The sequence below is a fragment of the Streptomyces sp. NPDC101234 genome (genome assembly GCF_044767525.1).
Taxonomy (GTDB): domain Bacteria; phylum Actinomycetota; class Actinomycetes; order Streptomycetales; family Streptomycetaceae; genus Streptomyces; species Streptomyces sasae.
In genome coordinates this window covers 16778-34468 of sequence record NZ_JBIWOA010000041.1, presented here as the reverse complement: position 1 = coordinate 34468, position 17691 = coordinate 16778, and the positions used below count along the sequence as shown (strand labels likewise).

The 17691-nt window shown below is 71.5% G+C and carries 16 protein-coding genes; 11 read left to right on the top strand and 5 right to left on the bottom strand.

Annotation, left to right across the window (positions count from 1 at the left end):
- Positions 1-76: 76 nt before the first annotated feature.
- On the bottom strand, positions 77-616 hold the full coding sequence (gene def / locus ACIRR9_RS46165) for a peptide deformylase (protein WP_403765100.1): 540 nt from the start codon (positions 614-616) through the stop codon (positions 77-79).
- A gap of 150 nt (positions 617-766) precedes the next feature.
- On the opposite strand from def, the gene ACIRR9_RS46160 reads away from it, so the two are divergent.
- From ACIRR9_RS46160 to ACIRR9_RS46130, 7 genes are all read left to right on the top strand, one after another.
- On the top strand, positions 767-2005 hold the full coding sequence (locus ACIRR9_RS46160) for a MurT ligase domain-containing protein (protein ID WP_365345178.1): 1239 nt from the start codon (positions 767-769) through the stop codon (positions 2003-2005).
- Positions 2006-2025: 20 nt separating this feature from the next.
- Positions 2026-2754, top strand: coding sequence for a glutamine amidotransferase (locus ACIRR9_RS46155; protein WP_365345180.1), 729 nt, complete (start codon positions 2026-2028; stop codon positions 2752-2754).
- Between the two features lie 178 nt (positions 2755-2932).
- The gene (locus ACIRR9_RS46150; protein WP_403765097.1) at positions 2933-3958 is read left to right on the top strand and encodes a 6-phosphofructokinase; all 1026 of its coding nucleotides are present in this window, start codon (positions 2933-2935) and stop codon (positions 3956-3958) included.
- Between the two features lie 180 nt (positions 3959-4138).
- A complete protein-coding gene (locus ACIRR9_RS46145; RefSeq protein ID WP_403765095.1) occupies positions 4139-5089 on the top strand; it encodes a cytochrome c oxidase assembly protein in 951 nt (316 codons plus the stop codon).
- A gap of 57 nt (positions 5090-5146) precedes the next feature.
- On the top strand, positions 5147-6598 hold the full coding sequence (locus ACIRR9_RS46140) for a DUF6777 domain-containing protein (protein ID WP_403765093.1): 1452 nt from the start codon (positions 5147-5149) through the stop codon (positions 6596-6598).
- 34 nt (positions 6599-6632) lie between these two features.
- On the top strand, positions 6633-8504 hold the full coding sequence (locus tag ACIRR9_RS46135; RefSeq protein WP_403765091.1) for a protein kinase: 1872 nt from the start codon (positions 6633-6635) through the stop codon (positions 8502-8504).
- 13 nt (positions 8505-8517) lie between these two features.
- On the top strand, positions 8518-8709 hold the full coding sequence (locus ACIRR9_RS46130) for a hypothetical protein (RefSeq protein WP_123978810.1): 192 nt from the start codon (positions 8518-8520) through the stop codon (positions 8707-8709).
- 4 nt (positions 8710-8713) lie between these two features.
- On the opposite strand, the gene ACIRR9_RS46125 is transcribed toward ACIRR9_RS46130, so the two are convergent.
- From ACIRR9_RS46125 to ACIRR9_RS46110, 4 genes are all read right to left on the bottom strand, one after another.
- Positions 8714-9922, bottom strand: a complete 1209-nt coding sequence (locus ACIRR9_RS46125) for a histidine kinase (RefSeq protein ID WP_365345190.1) — start codon at positions 9920-9922, stop codon at positions 8714-8716.
- Between the two features lie 112 nt (positions 9923-10034).
- Positions 10035-11747, bottom strand: coding sequence for a cation acetate symporter (locus ACIRR9_RS46120; RefSeq protein ID WP_403765089.1), 1713 nt, complete (start codon positions 11745-11747; stop codon positions 10035-10037).
- Positions 11748-11796: 49 nt separating this feature from the next.
- On the bottom strand, positions 11797-12156 hold the full coding sequence (locus tag ACIRR9_RS46115) for a hypothetical protein (protein ID WP_123978807.1): 360 nt from the start codon (positions 12154-12156) through the stop codon (positions 11797-11799).
- A gap of 2 nt (positions 12157-12158) precedes the next feature.
- Positions 12159-12908 carry a LytR/AlgR family response regulator transcription factor gene (locus tag ACIRR9_RS46110; RefSeq protein ID WP_384571245.1) on the bottom strand — a complete coding sequence of 250 codons (750 nt, stop codon included), beginning with the start codon at positions 12906-12908 and terminating at the stop codon, positions 12159-12161.
- Between the two features lie 111 nt (positions 12909-13019).
- Between ACIRR9_RS46110 and ACIRR9_RS46105 the strand changes: the two genes are divergently transcribed.
- From ACIRR9_RS46105 to ACIRR9_RS46090, 4 genes are all read left to right on the top strand, one after another.
- Positions 13020-13505 (top strand): Lrp/AsnC family transcriptional regulator, encoded by a 486-nt coding sequence (locus ACIRR9_RS46105; protein WP_123978805.1) that lies wholly within the window; start codon positions 13020-13022, stop codon positions 13503-13505.
- A 145-nt stretch (positions 13506-13650) separates the two neighbouring features.
- Positions 13651-14469, top strand: coding sequence for a dimethylargininase (gene ddaH / locus ACIRR9_RS46100; protein ID WP_403765086.1), 819 nt, complete (start codon positions 13651-13653; stop codon positions 14467-14469).
- Positions 14470-14488: 19 nt separating this feature from the next.
- Positions 14489-15709 (top strand): ornithine--oxo-acid transaminase, encoded by a 1221-nt coding sequence (gene rocD / locus ACIRR9_RS46095; protein ID WP_403765084.1) that lies wholly within the window; start codon positions 14489-14491, stop codon positions 15707-15709.
- 131 nt (positions 15710-15840) lie between these two features.
- Positions 15841-17595 (top strand): RyR domain-containing protein, encoded by a 1755-nt coding sequence (locus tag ACIRR9_RS46090; protein WP_403765082.1) that lies wholly within the window; start codon positions 15841-15843, stop codon positions 17593-17595.
- Positions 17596-17691: the final 96 nt, after the last annotated feature.

The following is a 17691-nucleotide window of genomic DNA, read 5'->3' as shown; positions in this document are numbered from 1 at the left end:
ACCGCCGGTGGGGGCTTGTCGCGCCCACGCGGCGGAGCCGCATATCGACCCAGCCCCGCGCCCCTGGGGGTTGCCCTCAGCGGCGCCAAGAGGACTTCGCCACCTGTCGCATCAGCTTGCGCTTGCGCCGGCCCGTGACGTGGTCGGCGTAGACGCGGCCTTCCAAGTGGTCCGTCTCATGTTGCAGGCATCTCGCGAAGAAGCCCGTGCCGTGGATCGTGATCGGCTTCCCCGTCGCCGTGAAGCCCTCGACCACCGCGTGGTCGTAGCGTTCTGTCCCCGCCTCCAGGCCCGGCAGGGACAGGCAGCCCTCGGGGCCGCGGATCGTCACGCCGTCGGCCTCCACGAGGCGCGGGTTCACCACGTGGCCCAGGTGGCGGACGTCCTCGTCGTCGGGGCAGTCGTAGACGAACACCCGCAGCGACTCCCCCACCTGGTTCGCCGCCAGGCCCACCCCCTCGGCCGCGTACATCGTCGCGAACAAGTCCTCCACCAGTCGGGAGAGTTCGGGGCCGAAGTCGGTGACGTCCGCGCAGGGGGCGTGCAGAACGGGGTCGCCGAGCAGGGTGAGGGGCCGGACCCGCCCGCGGGAGCCCGGAATGGAACCGTGTCGCATGGCCGCAAGGGTACGGTTCGGATCGGCCCCTGCCCGCCGCGCAGGCGAGGGCCGGAATTCGGGTGTGCGAATGGATCTCGATAGGCTGGCCTCACACCACGTTGCCGGATGGCTGAGGCGCGGCGCGTACGCAAGGAGGATCGAGAACTGATGGCAGGCAACTCGGACCCGCTCACGCCGCGGGCCAAGCTCGCCGTGACCGCGGGCAAGGCGGTCGCGGCGGCGTCCCGTGCGGCGGGACGCGGCAGCGGATCCGTGATCGGTGGCAAGGTCGCACTCAGACTCGACCCCGATCTCCTCGCCCGGCTCGCCACCCACCTGGACGTCACGCTCGTCTCGGCGACGAACGGCAAGACGACGACCACCAGGCTGATCGCCGAGGCGCTGAAGGCCGCGGGGCCGGTCGTCTCGAACGCGCTCGGCGCCAACATGCCCGCCGGCATCACCTCGGCGCTGGCCGGTGGCTCGGACGCGAAGTTCGGTGTCATCGAGGTCGACGAGAAGTACCTGGCCGGGGTGGCCCGGGACACCGCACCCAAGTGCATCGCCCTGCTCAACCTCTCCCGCGACCAGCTCGACCGCGCCGCCGAGACCCGGATGCTCGCCGAGAACTGGCGGGAGGGCCTCGCGGGGTCCAAGGCCGTGATCGTGGCGAACTGCGACGACCCGCTGGTGGTGTGGGCCGCGTCCTCCTCCCCCAACGTGGTCTGGGTCGCGGCCGGGCAGATGTGGAAGGACGACGCCTGGTCCTGCCCGTCCTGCGGTGGCGTGATGCAGCGCCCGGGCGACGACTGGTTCTGCGGCGAGTGCGGGTTCCGGCGGCCGACCCCGAGCTGGGTGCTGTCGGGCGACCACGTGCTCGACCCGCACGGTTCCGCCTGGCCGATCCATCTGCAGCTGCCGGGCCGTGCCAACAAGGCGAACGCCGCCTCCTCGGCCGCCGTCGCCGCCGTCTTCGGGGTGCCGCCGCAGGTCGCCCTGGAGCGGATGTACCAGGTGCAGGCGGTCGCGGGACGTTACGACGTCGTGCAGTTCCAGAACCGTGATCTGCGGCTGCTGCTGGCGAAGAACCCGGCCGGCTGGCTGGAGACGTTCTCGCTGATCGACCCGCCGCCGGCGCCGGTGATCCTCTCCGTGAACGCACGCGGCGCGGACGGCACCGACACCTCCTGGCTGTGGGACGTGGACTACACGCGCCTCACCGGCCACCCGATCTTCGTGCTGGGTGACCGCAAGCTGGACCTCGCGGTGCGGCTGGAGGTGGCGAACCAGCACTTCCAGGTCTGCGACTCGCTCGACCAGGCCGTGCAGATGTGCCCGCCGGGCCGTATCGAGGTCATCGCGAACTACACCGCGTTCCAGGACCTGCGCCGCCGCGTCGGCAACTGACCACGAAGGACGAAGACTTCATGAGCGACAACCAACTGCGGCTGGTGTGGATCTACCCGGACCTGCTCAGCACCTACGGCGACCAGGGCAACGCGCTCGTCGTGGAGCGCCGGGCCCGGCAGCGCGGTCTCGACGTGGCCCGGCTCGACGTGCGCAGCGACCAGCCGATCCCGACCTCCGGCGACATCTACCTGATCGGCGGCGGCGAGGACCGTCCGCAGCGGCTCGCCGCCGAGCGGCTGCGCCGCGACGGGCATCTGTACCGCGCGGTGGAGAACGGCGCGATCGTGTTCTCCGTGTGTGCCGGCTACCAGATCCTCGGTCACGAGTTCATCAACGATCTCGGGCAGCGGGAGCCGGGCCTCGGGCTGCTGGACGTGACGACCGTGCGCGGCACCGGGGAGCGGTGTGTCGGCGACGTCCTCGCCGACATCGACCCGCGGCTCGGGCTGCCCCAGCTCACCGGGTTCGAGAACCACCAGGGCGTCACCCAGCTCGGCCCCACCGCCCGCCCCTTCGCCCGGGTCCAGCTGGGCAAGGGCAACGGCACCGGGGACGGCACGGAGGGCGCGTACAACGAGACCGTCTTCGGCACGTACATGCACGGGCCGGTCCTCGCCCGCAACCCGCTCATCGCCGACCTGCTGCTGAAGCTGGCGCTCGACGTCAACGCGCTGCCGCCGATCGACGACCGCTGGTACGAGGCCCTGCGCAACGAGCGGATCGCGTCCGCGCAGCAGCCTGCCTGACCGTTTCGGCGGGGCCGGTTCGGAGCCCGCCTGACAGCGCGTCCGCTCACATGTGCGGGCGCGTCCAACAGGCGGACGCCCGCTAGGGAGGCACCCCCTCACGCCGGTAGGGTGGCCGCGTTGTCAGCCGGACAGCGTGGTCCGGTCCTCGGCCCACGTGAAGAAGGTTGTTCGGGCTATGCGCATTGGTGTCCTCACGTCCGGCGGCGACTGCCCCGGCCTGAACGCCGTCATCCGGTCCGTCGTGCACCGTGCCGTCGTCGACCACGGCGACGAGGTCATCGGCTTCCGGGACGGCTGGAAGGGCCTCCTGGAATGCGACTATCTCAAGCTCGACCTCGACGCCGTGGCCGGCATCCTGGCCCGCGGCGGTACGATCCTCGGCTCCTCCCGCGTCCAGCCCTCGCATCTGCGCGACGGTGTGGAGCGGGCCAAGGGCCATCTCGCCGAGCTCGGTCTCGACGCGATCATCCCGATCGGCGGTGAGGGCACGCTCAAGGCGGCCCGGCTGATGTCCGACGCGGGCCTGCCGATCGTCGGCGTCCCGAAGACCATCGACAACGACATCGCTGTCACCGACGTCACCTTCGGCTTCGACACGGCCGTGGGCGTGGCGACCGAGGCCCTGGACCGGCTCAAGACCACCGCCGAGTCCCACCAGCGGGTGCTCGTCGTCGAGGTCATGGGGCGGCACACCGGCTGGATCGCCCTGCACTCCGGCATGGCCGCCGGCGCGCACGCCATCGTCGTACCGGAGAGGCCCTTCGACATCGAGGAGTTGGCCCGCCGGGTCGGCGAGCGGTTCGAGGCGGGCAAGCGGTTCGCGATCGTCGTCGCGGCGGAGGGTGCGAAGCCGAAGGCCGGCACGATGGAGTTCGACGAGGGCGGCAAGGACATCTACGGCCATGAGCGGTTCGCCGGGATCGCCCGGCAGCTCTCCATCGAGCTGGAGGAGCGGCTCGGCAAGGAGGCGCGGCCGGTGATCCTCGGGCACGTCCAGCGGGGCGGGACGCCGACGGCGTACGACCGGGTGCTGGCGACGCGGTTCGGGTGGCATGCGGTGGAGGCGGTGCACCGGGGCGAGTTCGGTCACATGACCGCGCTGCGGGGGACGGACATCGTGATGGTGCCGCTCGCCGAGGCCGTGGAGACGTTGAAGACGGTTCCCTCCGGGCGGTACGACGAGGCGGAGACCGTGCTTTAGGGGCAGCGCCGTAGTGGGTGCGGATTCGTCGCCGGGTGCGGATCGTGCGTGGTTGCTCGCGCAGTTCCCTGCGCCCCTGGAGGCAGGGACACTCGCCCCCGGTCGCAAGTGCGGTCGGGGGCGGTTCTACTCTGGGGTCGGCAGGAAACGCACAACCCCCCACGAATCAGGAGCCGCCGGATGGATCACAGCGGGCACGGCATGACCATGGATCTGCCGCCGTTCACGCTGGGGCGCGGGCTGGAGTGGTCGGCGGATCCCTTCTTTCTCGTCGCCTGTGTGGCCGGGCTCGCTCTGTACGGGTGGGGTGTGGTGCGGCTGCGGCGGCGCGGGGACTCGTGGTCCGTGGGGCGGACCGTGTCGTTCGTCGTCGGTGTGCTGACCGTCATGCTCGTGATGTGCACCAGGCTGAACGACTACGGGATGGTCATGTTCAGCGTGCACATGGTGCAGCACATGATCATCAGCATGCTGTCGCCCATCTTCGTCCTGCTGGGCGCCCCGGTCACCCTCGCACTGCGCGCGCTGCCGGTCGCCGGGAAGGGCCGGAAGGGGCCGCGTGAGCTGCTGCTGGCCCTGCTGCACAGCCGCTACATGCGGGTCATCACCCATCCCGCCTTCACGATCCCGCTGTTCGTCGCGAGCCTGTACGCGCTCTACTTCACGCCGCTGTTCGACTTCCTCATGGGCTCGAGGGCCGGGCACATCGCGATGATGGTCCACTTCTTCGCCGTCGGTATCGTCTTCTTCTGGCCGATCATCGGCGTGGACCCGGGGCCGCACCGGCCGGGGTATCTCATGCGCATGCTGGAGCTGTTCGCGGGCATGCCGTTCCACGCCTTCTTCGGTATCGCGTTGATGATGGCCTCGGAACCGATGGTGGAGACGTTCAAGAACCCGCCCGCCTCGCTCGGCATCGACGCGCTCTCCGACCAGAACGCGGCCGGCGGGATCGCCTGGGCGTTCAGTGAGATTCCGTCCGTGCTGGTGCTGATCGCACTGCTGTTCCAGTGGTACAGCTCGGAACAGCGCCAGGCCCGGCGTACGGACCGGGCCGCCGACCGGGACGGCGACAAGGAACTCGAGGCGTACAACGCCTATTTGGCCTCACTGAACGCACGCAAGGGCTGAAAGGGTTTTCGTTCAGTAGCATAAAGCGCGATGGGATAACCGCCGGGGGGAGCGGTGATGACACTTCGCGCTTTCTTGCACCAGGCATGTGTGCTTGTCGTTCTGGTGCCGGTACTGATACTCAGCGGATGCGGGCGGGACTCGCTCGACGTCAAGGCGGCCGCCGTCGGTGTGCCGGCGCTCGACCCGTTCTTCGACGAGGGCCAGGGGCTCGGCCACGACAGACAGGCCCCTTCGCTGCCGGTGCGCGGCAACCTGCAGCAAGGGGACGCGCCCGGTCTCTACGGGGGAACCCGGCAGCCGACGATCTGCGACGTCGAGAAACTGAAGAAATTCCTCACCGATCCCGTGAATCATCGCAAGGCACAGGCCTGGGCCGGTGTCTTCAAAATCTCGACCGAACACATTCCTGATTTTCTCGACCGGCTCACTCCGGTGCTCCTGCGTCACGACACCCTCGTGAAAAACCACGATTACAGAAGCGGCACCGCAGTGCCCTACGACTCCCTGCTCCAGGCCGGAATCGCCGTTCTCGTCGATCAGCAGGGACAGCCCGCCGTGAAGTGCTCGTGCGGAAATCCACTGCGGCCTTTCAAGGGTGACACCGGCCGCATCAAGGTCGACTTCGAGCACGGCAACAAGGAGTGGCCGGGTTACGACGAGCACGAGGTGACGGCGGTACGACCCGCCGCGCGGCCGCTGAGGCAACTCGCGCTCGTCGATGTCGCCGACCCCGAGCAAGGCTTCGAGCGGCCGGTCGGCACGACGGGCGCGCACGACACCGTGTTCAGCACCGGCGAGCAGCATGCCGTCCCCGATGTCATCGGCCTGTCCTTCGGCGCGGCGAGCGGACGGCTCTCCGGCGCGGGGCTGGCCGTCACCTACGACAGTGCCGAGCCGCCGCCCGACGACGCCCGGGTACTGGCCTCGGACCCGGTGGCGGGGACACCGCTGACGTTCGGGGAGTACGTCACCCTGCGGGTGGCCGATGGCACGAGCGGGGACGACTCCGGCGGATCGTCGTCCTCCGAATACAAATCCGTGGGAGGGGAGGACTCGGGGTCCTCGTCGTCATCGGATCCGACGTCTCGGTCCTCGGATGCGGGGTCCTCGTCGTCATCGGATCCGGGATCCTCGTCATCGGATCCGGGATCCTCGTCATCCGACGCGGGGTCCACGTCATCGGGTCCGGGGTCCACGTCGTCGGGTCCGGGGTCCCCGTCATCGTCGTCCTCGTCGCCGTCGGGGGTGTCTTCATCGGGCACGCCGTCGGACTCAGGTACGCCGTCCCGCGCGGCCTCGCCCCTCGCTTCGGGTCCGCCGCCGCCCTCGGACCCGCCCTCCTCCGCCTACCAGGGGACCTCCCCCGCCCCGCCGGCCTCCCCGGATCCACCGCCGGACTCCCCGTCCGTCGCCCACAGCGCCACCGGCCCTTCTCCGTCGGAAACGGAACCGGCCGCGCCCAGCGAACCGGTGCCGGCGGACGGTACCGGCTCCGGCACCACGTGACACCGAACGCGAACGCGAACCCGGGAGTGACCGGATGGGCGAAGGAACCCCTGTGTCAGGAGACGGCCGGGTCATCGGCGGCCGGTACGTGCTGCTGAAGCAGCTGGGCAGCGGCGGTATGGGGCATGTCTGGCTCGCTCACGACCCGGTGCTGGAGTGCGAGGTCGCGCTGAAGGAGCTGGTGCTGCAGGGTCCGGACGAGCGGGAGCGCGCCGACCGGGTGGCGCGGGCCCGGGCGGAGGCGCGGCACGCGGCCGGGCTGCGCGGGAATCCGCATGTGGTGACCGTGCACGACGTGCTGGAGCACGACGGGCTGCCGTGGATCGTGATGGAGTACGTGCCGGACGCGGTCGATCTACGGGTGCTGGTGGGGCGGGGCGGCCCGTTGCCGCCCGCCGAGTGCGCCCGGATCGGCCTCGCCGTCCTGGACGCGCTGACGGCCGGACACCAGCGGGGTCTGATGCACCGGGACGTGAAACCGGCGAACATCCTGCTGGCGCCCGACCGCACCGGGGCGCCGTATGCCCGTGTGCTGCTGACGGACTACGGCATCTCGGTGCAGCCGTACGGCGGTGAGACCCGGTACACGCAGCCGTCGGCGCTGGTCGGGACGGCGGGGTATGTGGCGCCGGAGCGGGTCATGGCCGGGCCGCCCACACCGGCCGCCGATCTGTTCTCGCTGGGGTGCACGCTGTACCACGCGGTGGAGGGGCGGCGGCCGTTCGAGCGCGGTTCGGACTACTCGGAGCTCTCCGCCGCGGTGACGGACGAGCCCGGTCCGCCGGTGCGGGCAGGTGCGCTGGCGCCGGTGCTGCTCGCGCTGCTCGTCAAGGATCCGGCGCGGCGGATGTCGGCGGTGGAGGCCGAGGCCGCGCTGTCGCTGATCGTGTCGTCGCAGGCGGATGCGTACGTCCGTACGCGCACCGATCCGGGTTCCGCACCGCCCTGGGGCGACGCACCGGAGGTGCCCGTCTTCGGAGCACCCGACCTCGTGTCGAGCCCGGTCCCGTCGCCCGCTCCCCGGCCCGATACCCCGGCCGACCCCCCGTCCGGCCACCGCCCCGGCCGCCCCGGCCACCGGCGCCGTCCGTACCCGCATGCCCTGCGTGCCGCCATCGCCGCCGCCCTGGGGCTGGTGCTGGCCGGGGCCGGGATCTGGTGGGCGCTCGCGCACGAGAGCCACGGTTCCGCGGCCGGGCCGCCGTACGGCAGCCTGGTGGGCCTTGCGCAGCCCCTCAAGGGCGGTGACTGTGTGGTCGCCGAGTGGTCCAGCGGGACGCGTTTCGTGGGCACCCCGACCCTCACCGTCGACCCGACCTGCGCGGACAGGGCACCGGACGGCCAGGTGATGACGTTCGTGCCGGTGGCCTCCGCCTCGGAGGCTCGTGAGAAGGGGCCCGCCGGGTGCGAGGAGCGGACCAGGGAGCTGCGCGGCAAGCTCGCGGATGTGCGGTCCGTCGCCGTCGTACCGAGCGGGGACGGGTTCGAGGCGACCGGGGGGCGGGTCGCCTGTCTGGTGCTGGGGGCGCACGGACCCGTCTACGGGCCGCTCGACGGGTACCGCACGACAGGCGCCTCGTTCGTGGGCAACGCCACCATGCAGAAGCGGGACTGTCTCCGGCTGCCGCCCAGGCGGACCGCCGTGCTCGTCTCCTGCTCGGGGCCGCACGACGAGGAGGTGCTCGGGTTCACGCGGCTGGCCGCCGACCTGACGCTGGCCAGGGCGGGGAAACAGCAGGACCAGGCGTGCGCACGGGACGTACCGCCCCAGGAGTACGGATTCGATCCTTCCGTGTACGAGGCACACTCCTGGACGAGTGAGGCCACGTGGACGGCCGGCTTTCATTTCGCCGTCTGCACCGTCCGGAAGCAGAACGGGGGCACCATGGAGGGGGACGGACCCTGAGGAGGGTGTCGCGATGCCCGGTTCTGCGAACGGTTCGAACGGTTCCAACGGCTCCACCAAGGCGATGGGGGTGCTCACCGTCGGCGGTCTCGTGGTGGTGACGGCCTACACGGTGGCGCTCGGCAGCAACGGCTGGCTGTGGTTCGGGTGGGTGGTGCTGGGGCTGCTGACGCTGGCGATGGTGATGACCCAGCAGAGCGGCTGACCGCTCAGTCCGTCGTCAGGCGGGCGGTCCGGTGCACTCCGGGCTGGTACTTGGGCAGCCGGGCGGTGATCTTCATGCCCGCGCCGGGGGCGGTCTCGATGACGAGGCCGTGGTCGTCGCCGTAGACCTGGCGGAGCCGGTCGTCGACGTTGGACAGGCCGATGCCGCCCGAGGGGCTGGTCTCGCCGGCCAGGATGCGGCGCAGCAGCACGGGGTCCATGCCGGCGCCGTCGTCCTCGATGACGACCAGGGCCTCGGCGCCCGTGTCCTGGGCGGTGATCTGGATGTGGCAGGTGCCGGTCTTGCCCTCCAGGCCGTGTTTGACGGCGTTCTCGACGAGGGGCTGGAGGCAGAGGAAGGGCAGGGTGACCGGGAGCACCTCGGGAGCGATCTGGAGCGTGACCGTGAGGCGGTCGCCGAACCGCGCCCGCACCAGCGCCAAGTAGTGGTCGATGGCGTGGAGTTCGTCGGCGAGGGTGGTGAAGTCGCCGTGCCTGCGGAACGAGTAGCGGGTGAAGTCGGCGAACTCCAGGAGCAGTTCGCGGGCGCGCTCGGGGTCGGTGCGCACGAACGAGGCGATCACCGCGAGCGAGTTGAAGATGAAGTGGGGGGAGATCTGGGCGCGCAGGGCGCGGATCTCGGCCTCGATGAGGCGGGTCCGGGAGCGGTCGAGGTCGGCCAGTTCCAGTTGGACGCCGACCCAGCGCGCGACCTCGCCGGCCGCCCGGACCAGAACGGCCGACTCTCGTGGGGCGCAGGCGACCAGGGTGCCGTGGACGCGGTCGTCGACGGTGAGGGGGGCGATCACGGCCCAGCGGACCGGGCAGTCGGGGAGCTCGCAGTGCAGCCGGAAGGCCTCGCCGCGGCCGGACTCCAGCGGTCCGGCGAGGCGTTCCATGATCTCGGTGCGGTGATGGCCGCCGACGCCGTCCCAGACCAGCAGGCTCTCGTGGTCGGTGAGGCAGAGGGCGTCGGTGCCGAGCAGGGTGCGCAGCCGGCGGGCCGAGCGGCGGGCGGTCTCCTCGGTGAGGCCGGCGCGGAGCGGGGGTGCGGCCAGGGACGCGGTGTGCAGGGTCTCGAAGGTGGCGTACTCGACGGGGGTGCCGAGGCCGCCGCCGAGGCCCTCGGGGCGCGCGGTGCGGCGGCCCAGCCAGAAACCGGCGGCGAGCAGCGGGAGTACGGCGACCAGGAGGCCGGCCAGGAAACCGGTCATGGCCTCCCCCCGGGAGACGGCGGCGCGGTCGCGCCTCGGAGGGACGCGGCCTCGCCTCGGAGGGTCGCGGTCTCGCCTCGGAGGGTCGCGGTCACGCCTCGGAGGGACGCGGTCACGCCTTGACCTCCGCGTGCAGCTCTTCCGGCAGGTGGAAGCGGGCCAGGATCGCGGCCGTTCCGGGCGGCACCCGGCTCGCGGTCGCGAGGGACACCAGGATCATGGTGAGGAAGCCGAGCGGCACCGACCAGAGGGCCGGCCAGGCGAGCAGGGCGTGCAGGCTCCCGGTGCCCGGGAAGTCGGCCATCGTCGCGGCCACCGCGCAGAACGCCGAGCCGCCCCCGACCAGCATCCCGGCGGCCGCGCCGGGCGGGGTCAGCCGCCGCCACCAGATGCCGAGGACCAGCAACGGGCAGAAGGAGGAGGCCGATACGGCGAAGGCGAGCCCGACGGCGTCGGCCACCGGCAGCCCGCCCACCAGCATGCCGGCCGCGAGCGGTACGGCCATCGCCAGCACGGTCCCGAGTCTGAAGTGCCGCACGCCGCGCGACGGGAGGACGTCCTGGGTGAGGACTCCGGCGACCGCCATGGTGAGCCCGGAGGCGGTGGAGAGGAACGCGGCGAAGGCGCCGCCCGCCACCAGCGCGCCGAGCAGCTCGCCGCCGACACCGCCGACGACCCGGCCGGGCAGCAGCAGGACGGCGGCGTCCGCGTCTCCGGTGAGGGTGAGTTCGGGGGTGTAGAGGCGGCCGAGGGCGCCGTAGACGGGTGGCAGGAGATAGAAGAGGCCGATCAGGGCGAGGACGGCGACCGTGGTGCGGCGGGCGGCGACGCCGTGCGGGCTGGTGTAGAAGCGGACGACGACATGGGGCAGGCCCATGGTGCCGAGGAAGGTGGCGAGGATCAGTCCGTACGTGGCGTACAGCGGGCGTTCCTCGCGGCTCTCGGCGAGCGAGGTGGACATGCCGCCGTTGGTGCCCCGGTCGGTGGCGGGGACGCGGGTGCCCTCGGCGAAGGTCAGCCGGGTGCCGGCGGCGATGCGGTGGGTGCCCTCGGGGAGGGTGATCCTGGCATCCTCGCGCGGGCGGCCGTCGACCGTGCCGGTGACGGTGACCGTGAGGGGGCGGTCGAGTCTGAGGGCGAGGGTGTCCTGGACGTCCACGGTGCGCCGGTCGCGGAAGGTGGCGGGCTCGTCGAAGGCGTGGGTGGGGGCGCCGGCGCCCTGCCAGGCGAGGACCAGGAAGAGGGCGGGGACGAGGAGCGCGGTGAGCTTCAGCCAGTACTGGAAGGCCTGGACGAAGGTGATGCTGCGCATCCCGCCGGCGGCGACGGTGGCCACGACGACGACGGCCACGATGAGGCCGCCGAGCGCGTCCGGGGCGCCGGTGAGCACCGCCAACGTCAGCCCCGCTCCCTGCAGTTGCGGGAGCAGGTACAGCCAGCCGACGCCCACGACGAACGCCCCGGCGAGCCGTCGTACCGCCTGTGAGGCGAGCCGGGCCTCGGCGAAGTCGGGGAGGGTGTAGGCGCCGGACCGGCGCAGCGGGGCGGCGACGAAGAGGAGCAGCACCAGGTAGCCGGCCGTGTAGCCGACCGGGTACCAGAGCATGTCCGGGCCCTGGACGAGGACCAGTCCCGCGATGCCCAGGAAGGAGGCGGCGGAGAGGTACTCGCCGCTGATCGCGGCCGCGTTGAGGCGGGGGCCGACGGTGCGCGAGGCGACGTAGAAGTCGGACGTCGTACGGGAGATGCGCAGGCCGAAGGCGCCGACCAGGACGGTCGCGACGACGACGAGGGCGACGGCCGGGACGGCGTATCCGGAGTTCATCCGGCCTCGCCCCGGCGGGAGTTCAGGACCGGTGCGGGCATGCGACGGCTCATCGGTCCTCGACGAGGCGGACGAAGTCCTCCTCGTTGCGTTCGGCGCGGCGCACGTACCAGCGGGCGAGCAGGATCAGCGGGGCGTAGAGGCAGAAGCCGAGCACCAGCCACTCCAGGCGGCGCGCCTCGGGGGCGGCCGCGAAGACCAGCGGAAGCGGGCCGACGAGGAACACGAGGACCGCGAACACGACCAGAGCGGCCCGGAGTTGGGTACGCATCAGGGAGCGGACATAGGTGTGGCCGAGGGTGGTCTGCTCGTCGATCTCGGTGCGCGGCCGGTAGTAGCCGGAGGTACGGCGGCTGCGGCGCGGCGGGCCGGTGACCGTGACACGGCGCTCGGCGGGGTCCGCGGGCATCGTCAGACCCTCCTCATCAGCAGGTCCCGTAGTTCGCGTGCGTGGCGCCGGCTCACCTGGAGTTCCTCGTCGCCGACCAGGACGCTCACCGTACCCGCGTCCAGGCGGAGTTCGCCGATGTGGCGCAGGGCGACGAGGTGGCGGCGGTGGATGCGGACGAAGCCGCGGGAGCGCCAGCGGTCCTCCAAGGTGGACAGGGGGATGCGGACGAGGTGGCTGCCGCGGTCGGTATGGAGGCGGGCGTAGTCCCCCTGGGCCTCGACGTGGGTGATGTCGTCCACGGCCACGAACCGTGTGACACCGCCGAGTTCGACCGGGATGTGGTCGGGGTCGGGTTCGTGCACGGGTATCCGGGGTGCGGCGCCGCGCAGTTCGGCGGCCCGGCGTACCGCTTCCGCGAGGCGTTCCTTCCGTACCGGCTTCAGGACGTAGTCGACCGCCTTGAGGTCGAAGGCCCGCACCGCGAAGTCCTCGTGGGCGGTGACGAAGACGACCAGCGGGGGCCGGGCGAAGCCGGTGAGGAGGCGGGCCATCTCCAGGCCGTCCAGACCGGGCATCTGGACGTCGAGGAAGACGACGTCGATCGCCTCGGGGCCCTGTGGTCCGGACTCCAGGGCGCGGGTGATGCGGCGCAGCGCCTCGGTGGCGTCCCCGGCGCCCTCGACACTGCCGATCCGCGGATCGGCGTTGAGTAAGTAGAGAAGCTCCTCCAGCGAGGGGCGTTCGTCGTCGACGGCGAGGGCGCGCAGCATGAACGGAGTGTAGGCGGCTCGGCGGGGCGCTGGACATGTCCCGGACGTGGACGTTCGCGCCGGATGAAGTGGTGCTCCTGAACCGTCTGCGCGCGTGGATACAGTGCGCACATGAACAGCGGCACCGTCCCGTTCGACGAACTCGACCGGAAGATCACCACCGCGCTGATGGCGAACGCGCGGACCAGTTTCGCCGAGATCGGCGCGGCCGTCGGGCTCTCCGCCACCGCTGTGAAGCGGCGGGTCGACCGGTTGCGCGAGACCGGTGTGATCACCGGGTTCACGGCCACCGTCAAGCCGTCGGCACTCGGCTGGCGCACGGAGGCGTACGTCGAGGTGTACTGCGAGGGCGCGGCCCCGCCCCGGCGGCTCGCGGAGGTGGTCCGCAACCATCCGGAGATCACCGCGGCCATGACGGTGACCGGCGGCGCGGACGCCCTGCTGCACGTGCGGGCGCGGGACGTGGACCACTTCGAGGAGGTGCTGGAGCGGATCCGCGTCGAACCGTTCATCCGGAAGACGATCAGCGTGATGGTGCTGTCGCACCTGCTCCCGGAGAGCCCGGAGGCGGGCGCGACACAGCCCGTGCCCGAGTAAACGCATCAATGCTGCGTTTGTACGATCGGATACGCAGTATTCCTGCACAGATGCGCAACATTTATTTCTTGTCGTGCGGATCTGTCGCTTTCTACCTTGGTGTCAACCCTCAGTCGACACCGCAGGAAAGCGGAGGAACAGCTCTGTGTCCGAAAGCCGTGTGCCGCGCGTCCGGCGCTTCCTCGTCTGCGAACCCAGACACTTCGCCGTGCAGTACGCGATCAATCCCTGGATGAACCCCGACACCAGGGTCGACATCGACCTGGCCCAGGAGCAGTGGACCGCGCTGATCGGCGCATACCGTGCCCATGGCCACAGCGTCGATCATCTGGAGCCGGTCGCCGGTCTGCCCGACATGGTCTTCGCCGCGAACTCGGCGGTCGTCGTCGGCGGCCGCGTCTTCGGCTCCCTCTTCCACGCGCCCGAGCGGCGCCCCGAGTCCACCCACTACGACCTCTGGTTCAAGACGGCGGGCTACGACGTGCACCGCCCGGCCTCGGTGGTCGAGGGCGAGGGCGACCTGGTCTGGACGGGCCGCTACCTGCTCGCCGGCACCGGCTTCCGCACCACCCGTGAGGCGCACCGGGAGGCGCAGGAGTTCTTCGGCCACCCGGTGATCAGCCTGACCCTGGTGGACCCGTACTTCTACCACCTGGACACCGCGCTGTTCGTCCTCGACGGCCGGCCCGACGGAAACATCGTCTACTACCCCGAGGCCTTCTCCCCCGGCAGCCGGGACGTACTGCGGCGCCTGTACCCGGACGCGGTGCTCGCCACCCGTGACGACGCGATGGCGTTCGGCCTGAACTCCGTCTCCGACGGCCGTCATGTCTTCATCGCGCCGCAGGCCGAGGCGCTCGCCGCCCGCCTCGCCGAGCAGGGCTACGAGCCCGTCCCCGTCGACCTGTCCGAGTTCCACAAGGCCGGCGGCGGCATCAAGTGCTGCACCCAGGAAATCCGCTGAGGACCAGGAGATCCCTCTGATGACCGCACCCGCGCGCACGCGTTCCTCCGCCGAACTGATCGAGGCGGAGGAACCGGTCCTCGCACACAACTACCACCCGCTGCCCGTCGTCGTCGCCCGTGCCGAGGGCACCTGGGTGGAGGACGTCGAGGGCCGCCGCTACCTCGACATGCTCGCCGGCTACTCGGCCCTCAACTTCGGCCACCGCCACCCGGCCCTGGTCGAGGCCGCGCACCGCCAGCTCGACCAGCTCACCCTCACCTCCCGCGCCTTCCACAACGACCGGCTGGCCGAACTCGCCGAACGGCTCGCGAAGTTGACCGGCCTGGACATGGTGCTGCCGATGAACACCGGCGCGGAGGCGGTGGAGAGCGGCATCAAGGTGGCCCGCAAATGGGCCTACGACGTGAAGGGCGTCCCCGCCGACCGGGCCACGATCGTCGTGGCGGCGGACAACTTCCACGGCCGTACGACCACGATCGTCAGCTTCTCCACGGACGAGACGGCCCGGGCGGGCTTCGGCCCGTTCACGCCGGGCTTCCGGATCGTGCCGTACAACGACCTGGCCGCGCTGGAGGCGGCGGTCGACGAGACGACGGCGGCCGTGCTGATCGAGCCGATCCAGGGCGAGGCCGGGGTGATGATCCCCGACGACGGCTATCTGACCGGGGTCCGCGAACTGACCCGGCGCAAGGGCTGCCTCTTCATCGCCGACGAGATCCAGTCGGGCCTCGGCCGTACCGGCCGTACCCTCGCCGTGGACCACGAGGACGTCGTGCCCGACGTGCTGCTGCTCGGCAAGGCGCTCGGCGGCGGGATCGTGCCGGTGTCGGCGGTCGTGGCCCGGCGCGAGGTGATGAGTGTGCTGCGGCCCGGCGAACACGGCTCGACGTTCGGCGGCAACCCGCTCGCGGCGGCCGTCGGCACGGCGGTGGTCGAGCTGCTGGAGAACGGCGAGTTCCAGCGCAGGGCTGCGGAGTCGGGCGTGATCCTGCGGGACGGTCTGGCGGAGCTGGTCGGCAAGGGTGTGGTCGGTTTCCGTTCGCGCGGGCTGTGGGCGGGCGTCGACGTGGATCCGGCGATCGGCACCGGCCGCGAGATCAGCGAACGTCTGATGCGCGAGGGCGTGCTGGTCAAGGACACGCACGGCTCCACGATCCGGCTGGCCCCGCCGCTGACCATCACGGCGGAGGAACTGCGGTCCGCGCTGGGCTCGCTGGAGAAGGTCCTGACGGCCTGACTCCCGGCCGGCGTACGACGGCGGCCGCGCCAGGGAGAGCGGCCGCCCCGCGGCGATCGTGCACATTGACGCGCCGCGGGATGGCACCGACCATGAGGTGCGCACGGCGCGGTTGCTCACGGGGGTGTGCGATGGTCACACGAGGGCGGGACGAGCTGTCCTTACGTCCCTTCACCGTCTTCAGGCTGAGCTTCGCCGCCCTGGCCGTGGCGGCGGTGGCGCTCGGTTGCGCCGGCTTCCGGACCTATCTGCGGCAGCGCCCGGAGTTCGGGCACGGTCCTGCCGATCTCCTCTACTACTCCTGCCAGTTGTTCGTGCTGTCCGCCACACCGCTGGACAGGGGCGGTCCGCTCCCCCTGGCCCTTGACGTGGCCCGGTACGCGGCCCCACTCACCACGGTCTACGCGCTCGCCGAGACGGTCCGGATCCTCGGCGCCGGTGAACTGCTGCGGCTGCGGATGGCACGGCTGCGCGGGCACTGCGTGGTCTGCGGGTCGGGCGGGACCGCCCGGATGCTGGCGGCCCGGCTGCGGGCGGCGGGCAAGACCGTGGTCGTCGTCTCCGCCGCCGGCAACGACGACGGGGTGCTGAACGTGGTCGGGGACGGCCGCCGCCCGGAGACGCTCCGCAGGGCCGGAGCGGTCCGCGCGGCCGCCGTCTACGCGTGCGACGAGGACTACGGTGACAACGTCCTGATCGCCGCGGCGGTGCGGAACCTGGCCACCCGGTCCCGCGAGCCGCTGCGGGTGCACGCGGCGGTCGCCGACCAGGAGATGTGCACCGCCCTGCAGGCCCGCCACCTGGTGGGCACGGCACAGGGCCGGGTACGCCTCGACTTCTTCAACGTGGATGTCCTCGCGGCCCGTCAACTCGCCGCCGAGGAAGGCTTCGAGGCCCAGGACACCGCCGCTCCGGCAGGCTGCCTGATCGTCGGGGTCTCCCCGTTCGCCCGCGCCCTTCTCGTCGAACTGGCCCGGCGCTGGCGACTGCGCGAGCACCCGTCCGGGCCGCTTCCGGTGACCTGGGCCGGTGACTCGGCCACCGCCGCGCTCACCGCTCTGTGCACCCGGTACGAGTTCCTGGCCGAGGTGTGCCGGCTCACCCCACGGGACATGCCGGAGACCGGGCACGCCGTCAACGAGCTGCTCTCCGAGCTGCGTTCGGCCGAGCCGGCGACCGTGCCCGGACGCGTCTACGTCTGCTGCCGACCGGACGACGTCTCCCTGCGCACCGCGCTGACGGCGGTCCGGGCCTGGCCCACCACGCCGGACGGTCTGACCCTCCAACTGCAGGAGGCCGGCTCCTACGGCGCCTCCCTCGGCGACGGCGACACGGCGATGCTGGACGATCTCGGCGGCAGGCTGCGGCCGTTCGGGGTCCTGGACGCGGCCTGCCGGCCCGAGCTCCTCGACGACGACCTGATGGAGCAGCTCGCCCGGGCCTTCCACGAGGAGTACGTGCTGGCCCGCCGCCGGCACGGGGACGTCGTGGCGGCCAATCCGTCCATGGTCCCCTGGGAACGGCTGCCCGGCCGGCTCCAGGAGGACAACCGGGCCGCGGCCCGGCACATCGGCCCCAAGCTGCGCTCCATCGACTGCGCGATCGCTCCTCGGGTGGCGCCGAAGCCGCCGTTCGCCTTCCGCGACGACGAGATCGGCCGGCTGGCCGTCATGGAGCACCGGCGCTGGCTGGCGGCACGGCAGCGGGAGGGCTGGACATACGGCCACGTCCGTGACGACACCGCCAGAACCCGGCCCGACCTCGTGGAATGGGAGCTGCTCGGCGAATCCGTACGGGACCGGGACCGCGATGCCGTGCGCGCACTCCCGTCCGTGCTGGCGACCGCCGGCTTCCAGATCGTCCGGCTGACCCCCCAGGAGCCGTGACACTCCTCGGCGGGAGGGTCGAGCGGACTGGCGACGTCCCCCAACTGTGCTATTCATACAAGTGGGCCCCGGCCTGGGAGAACGTCAGTTTGAAGT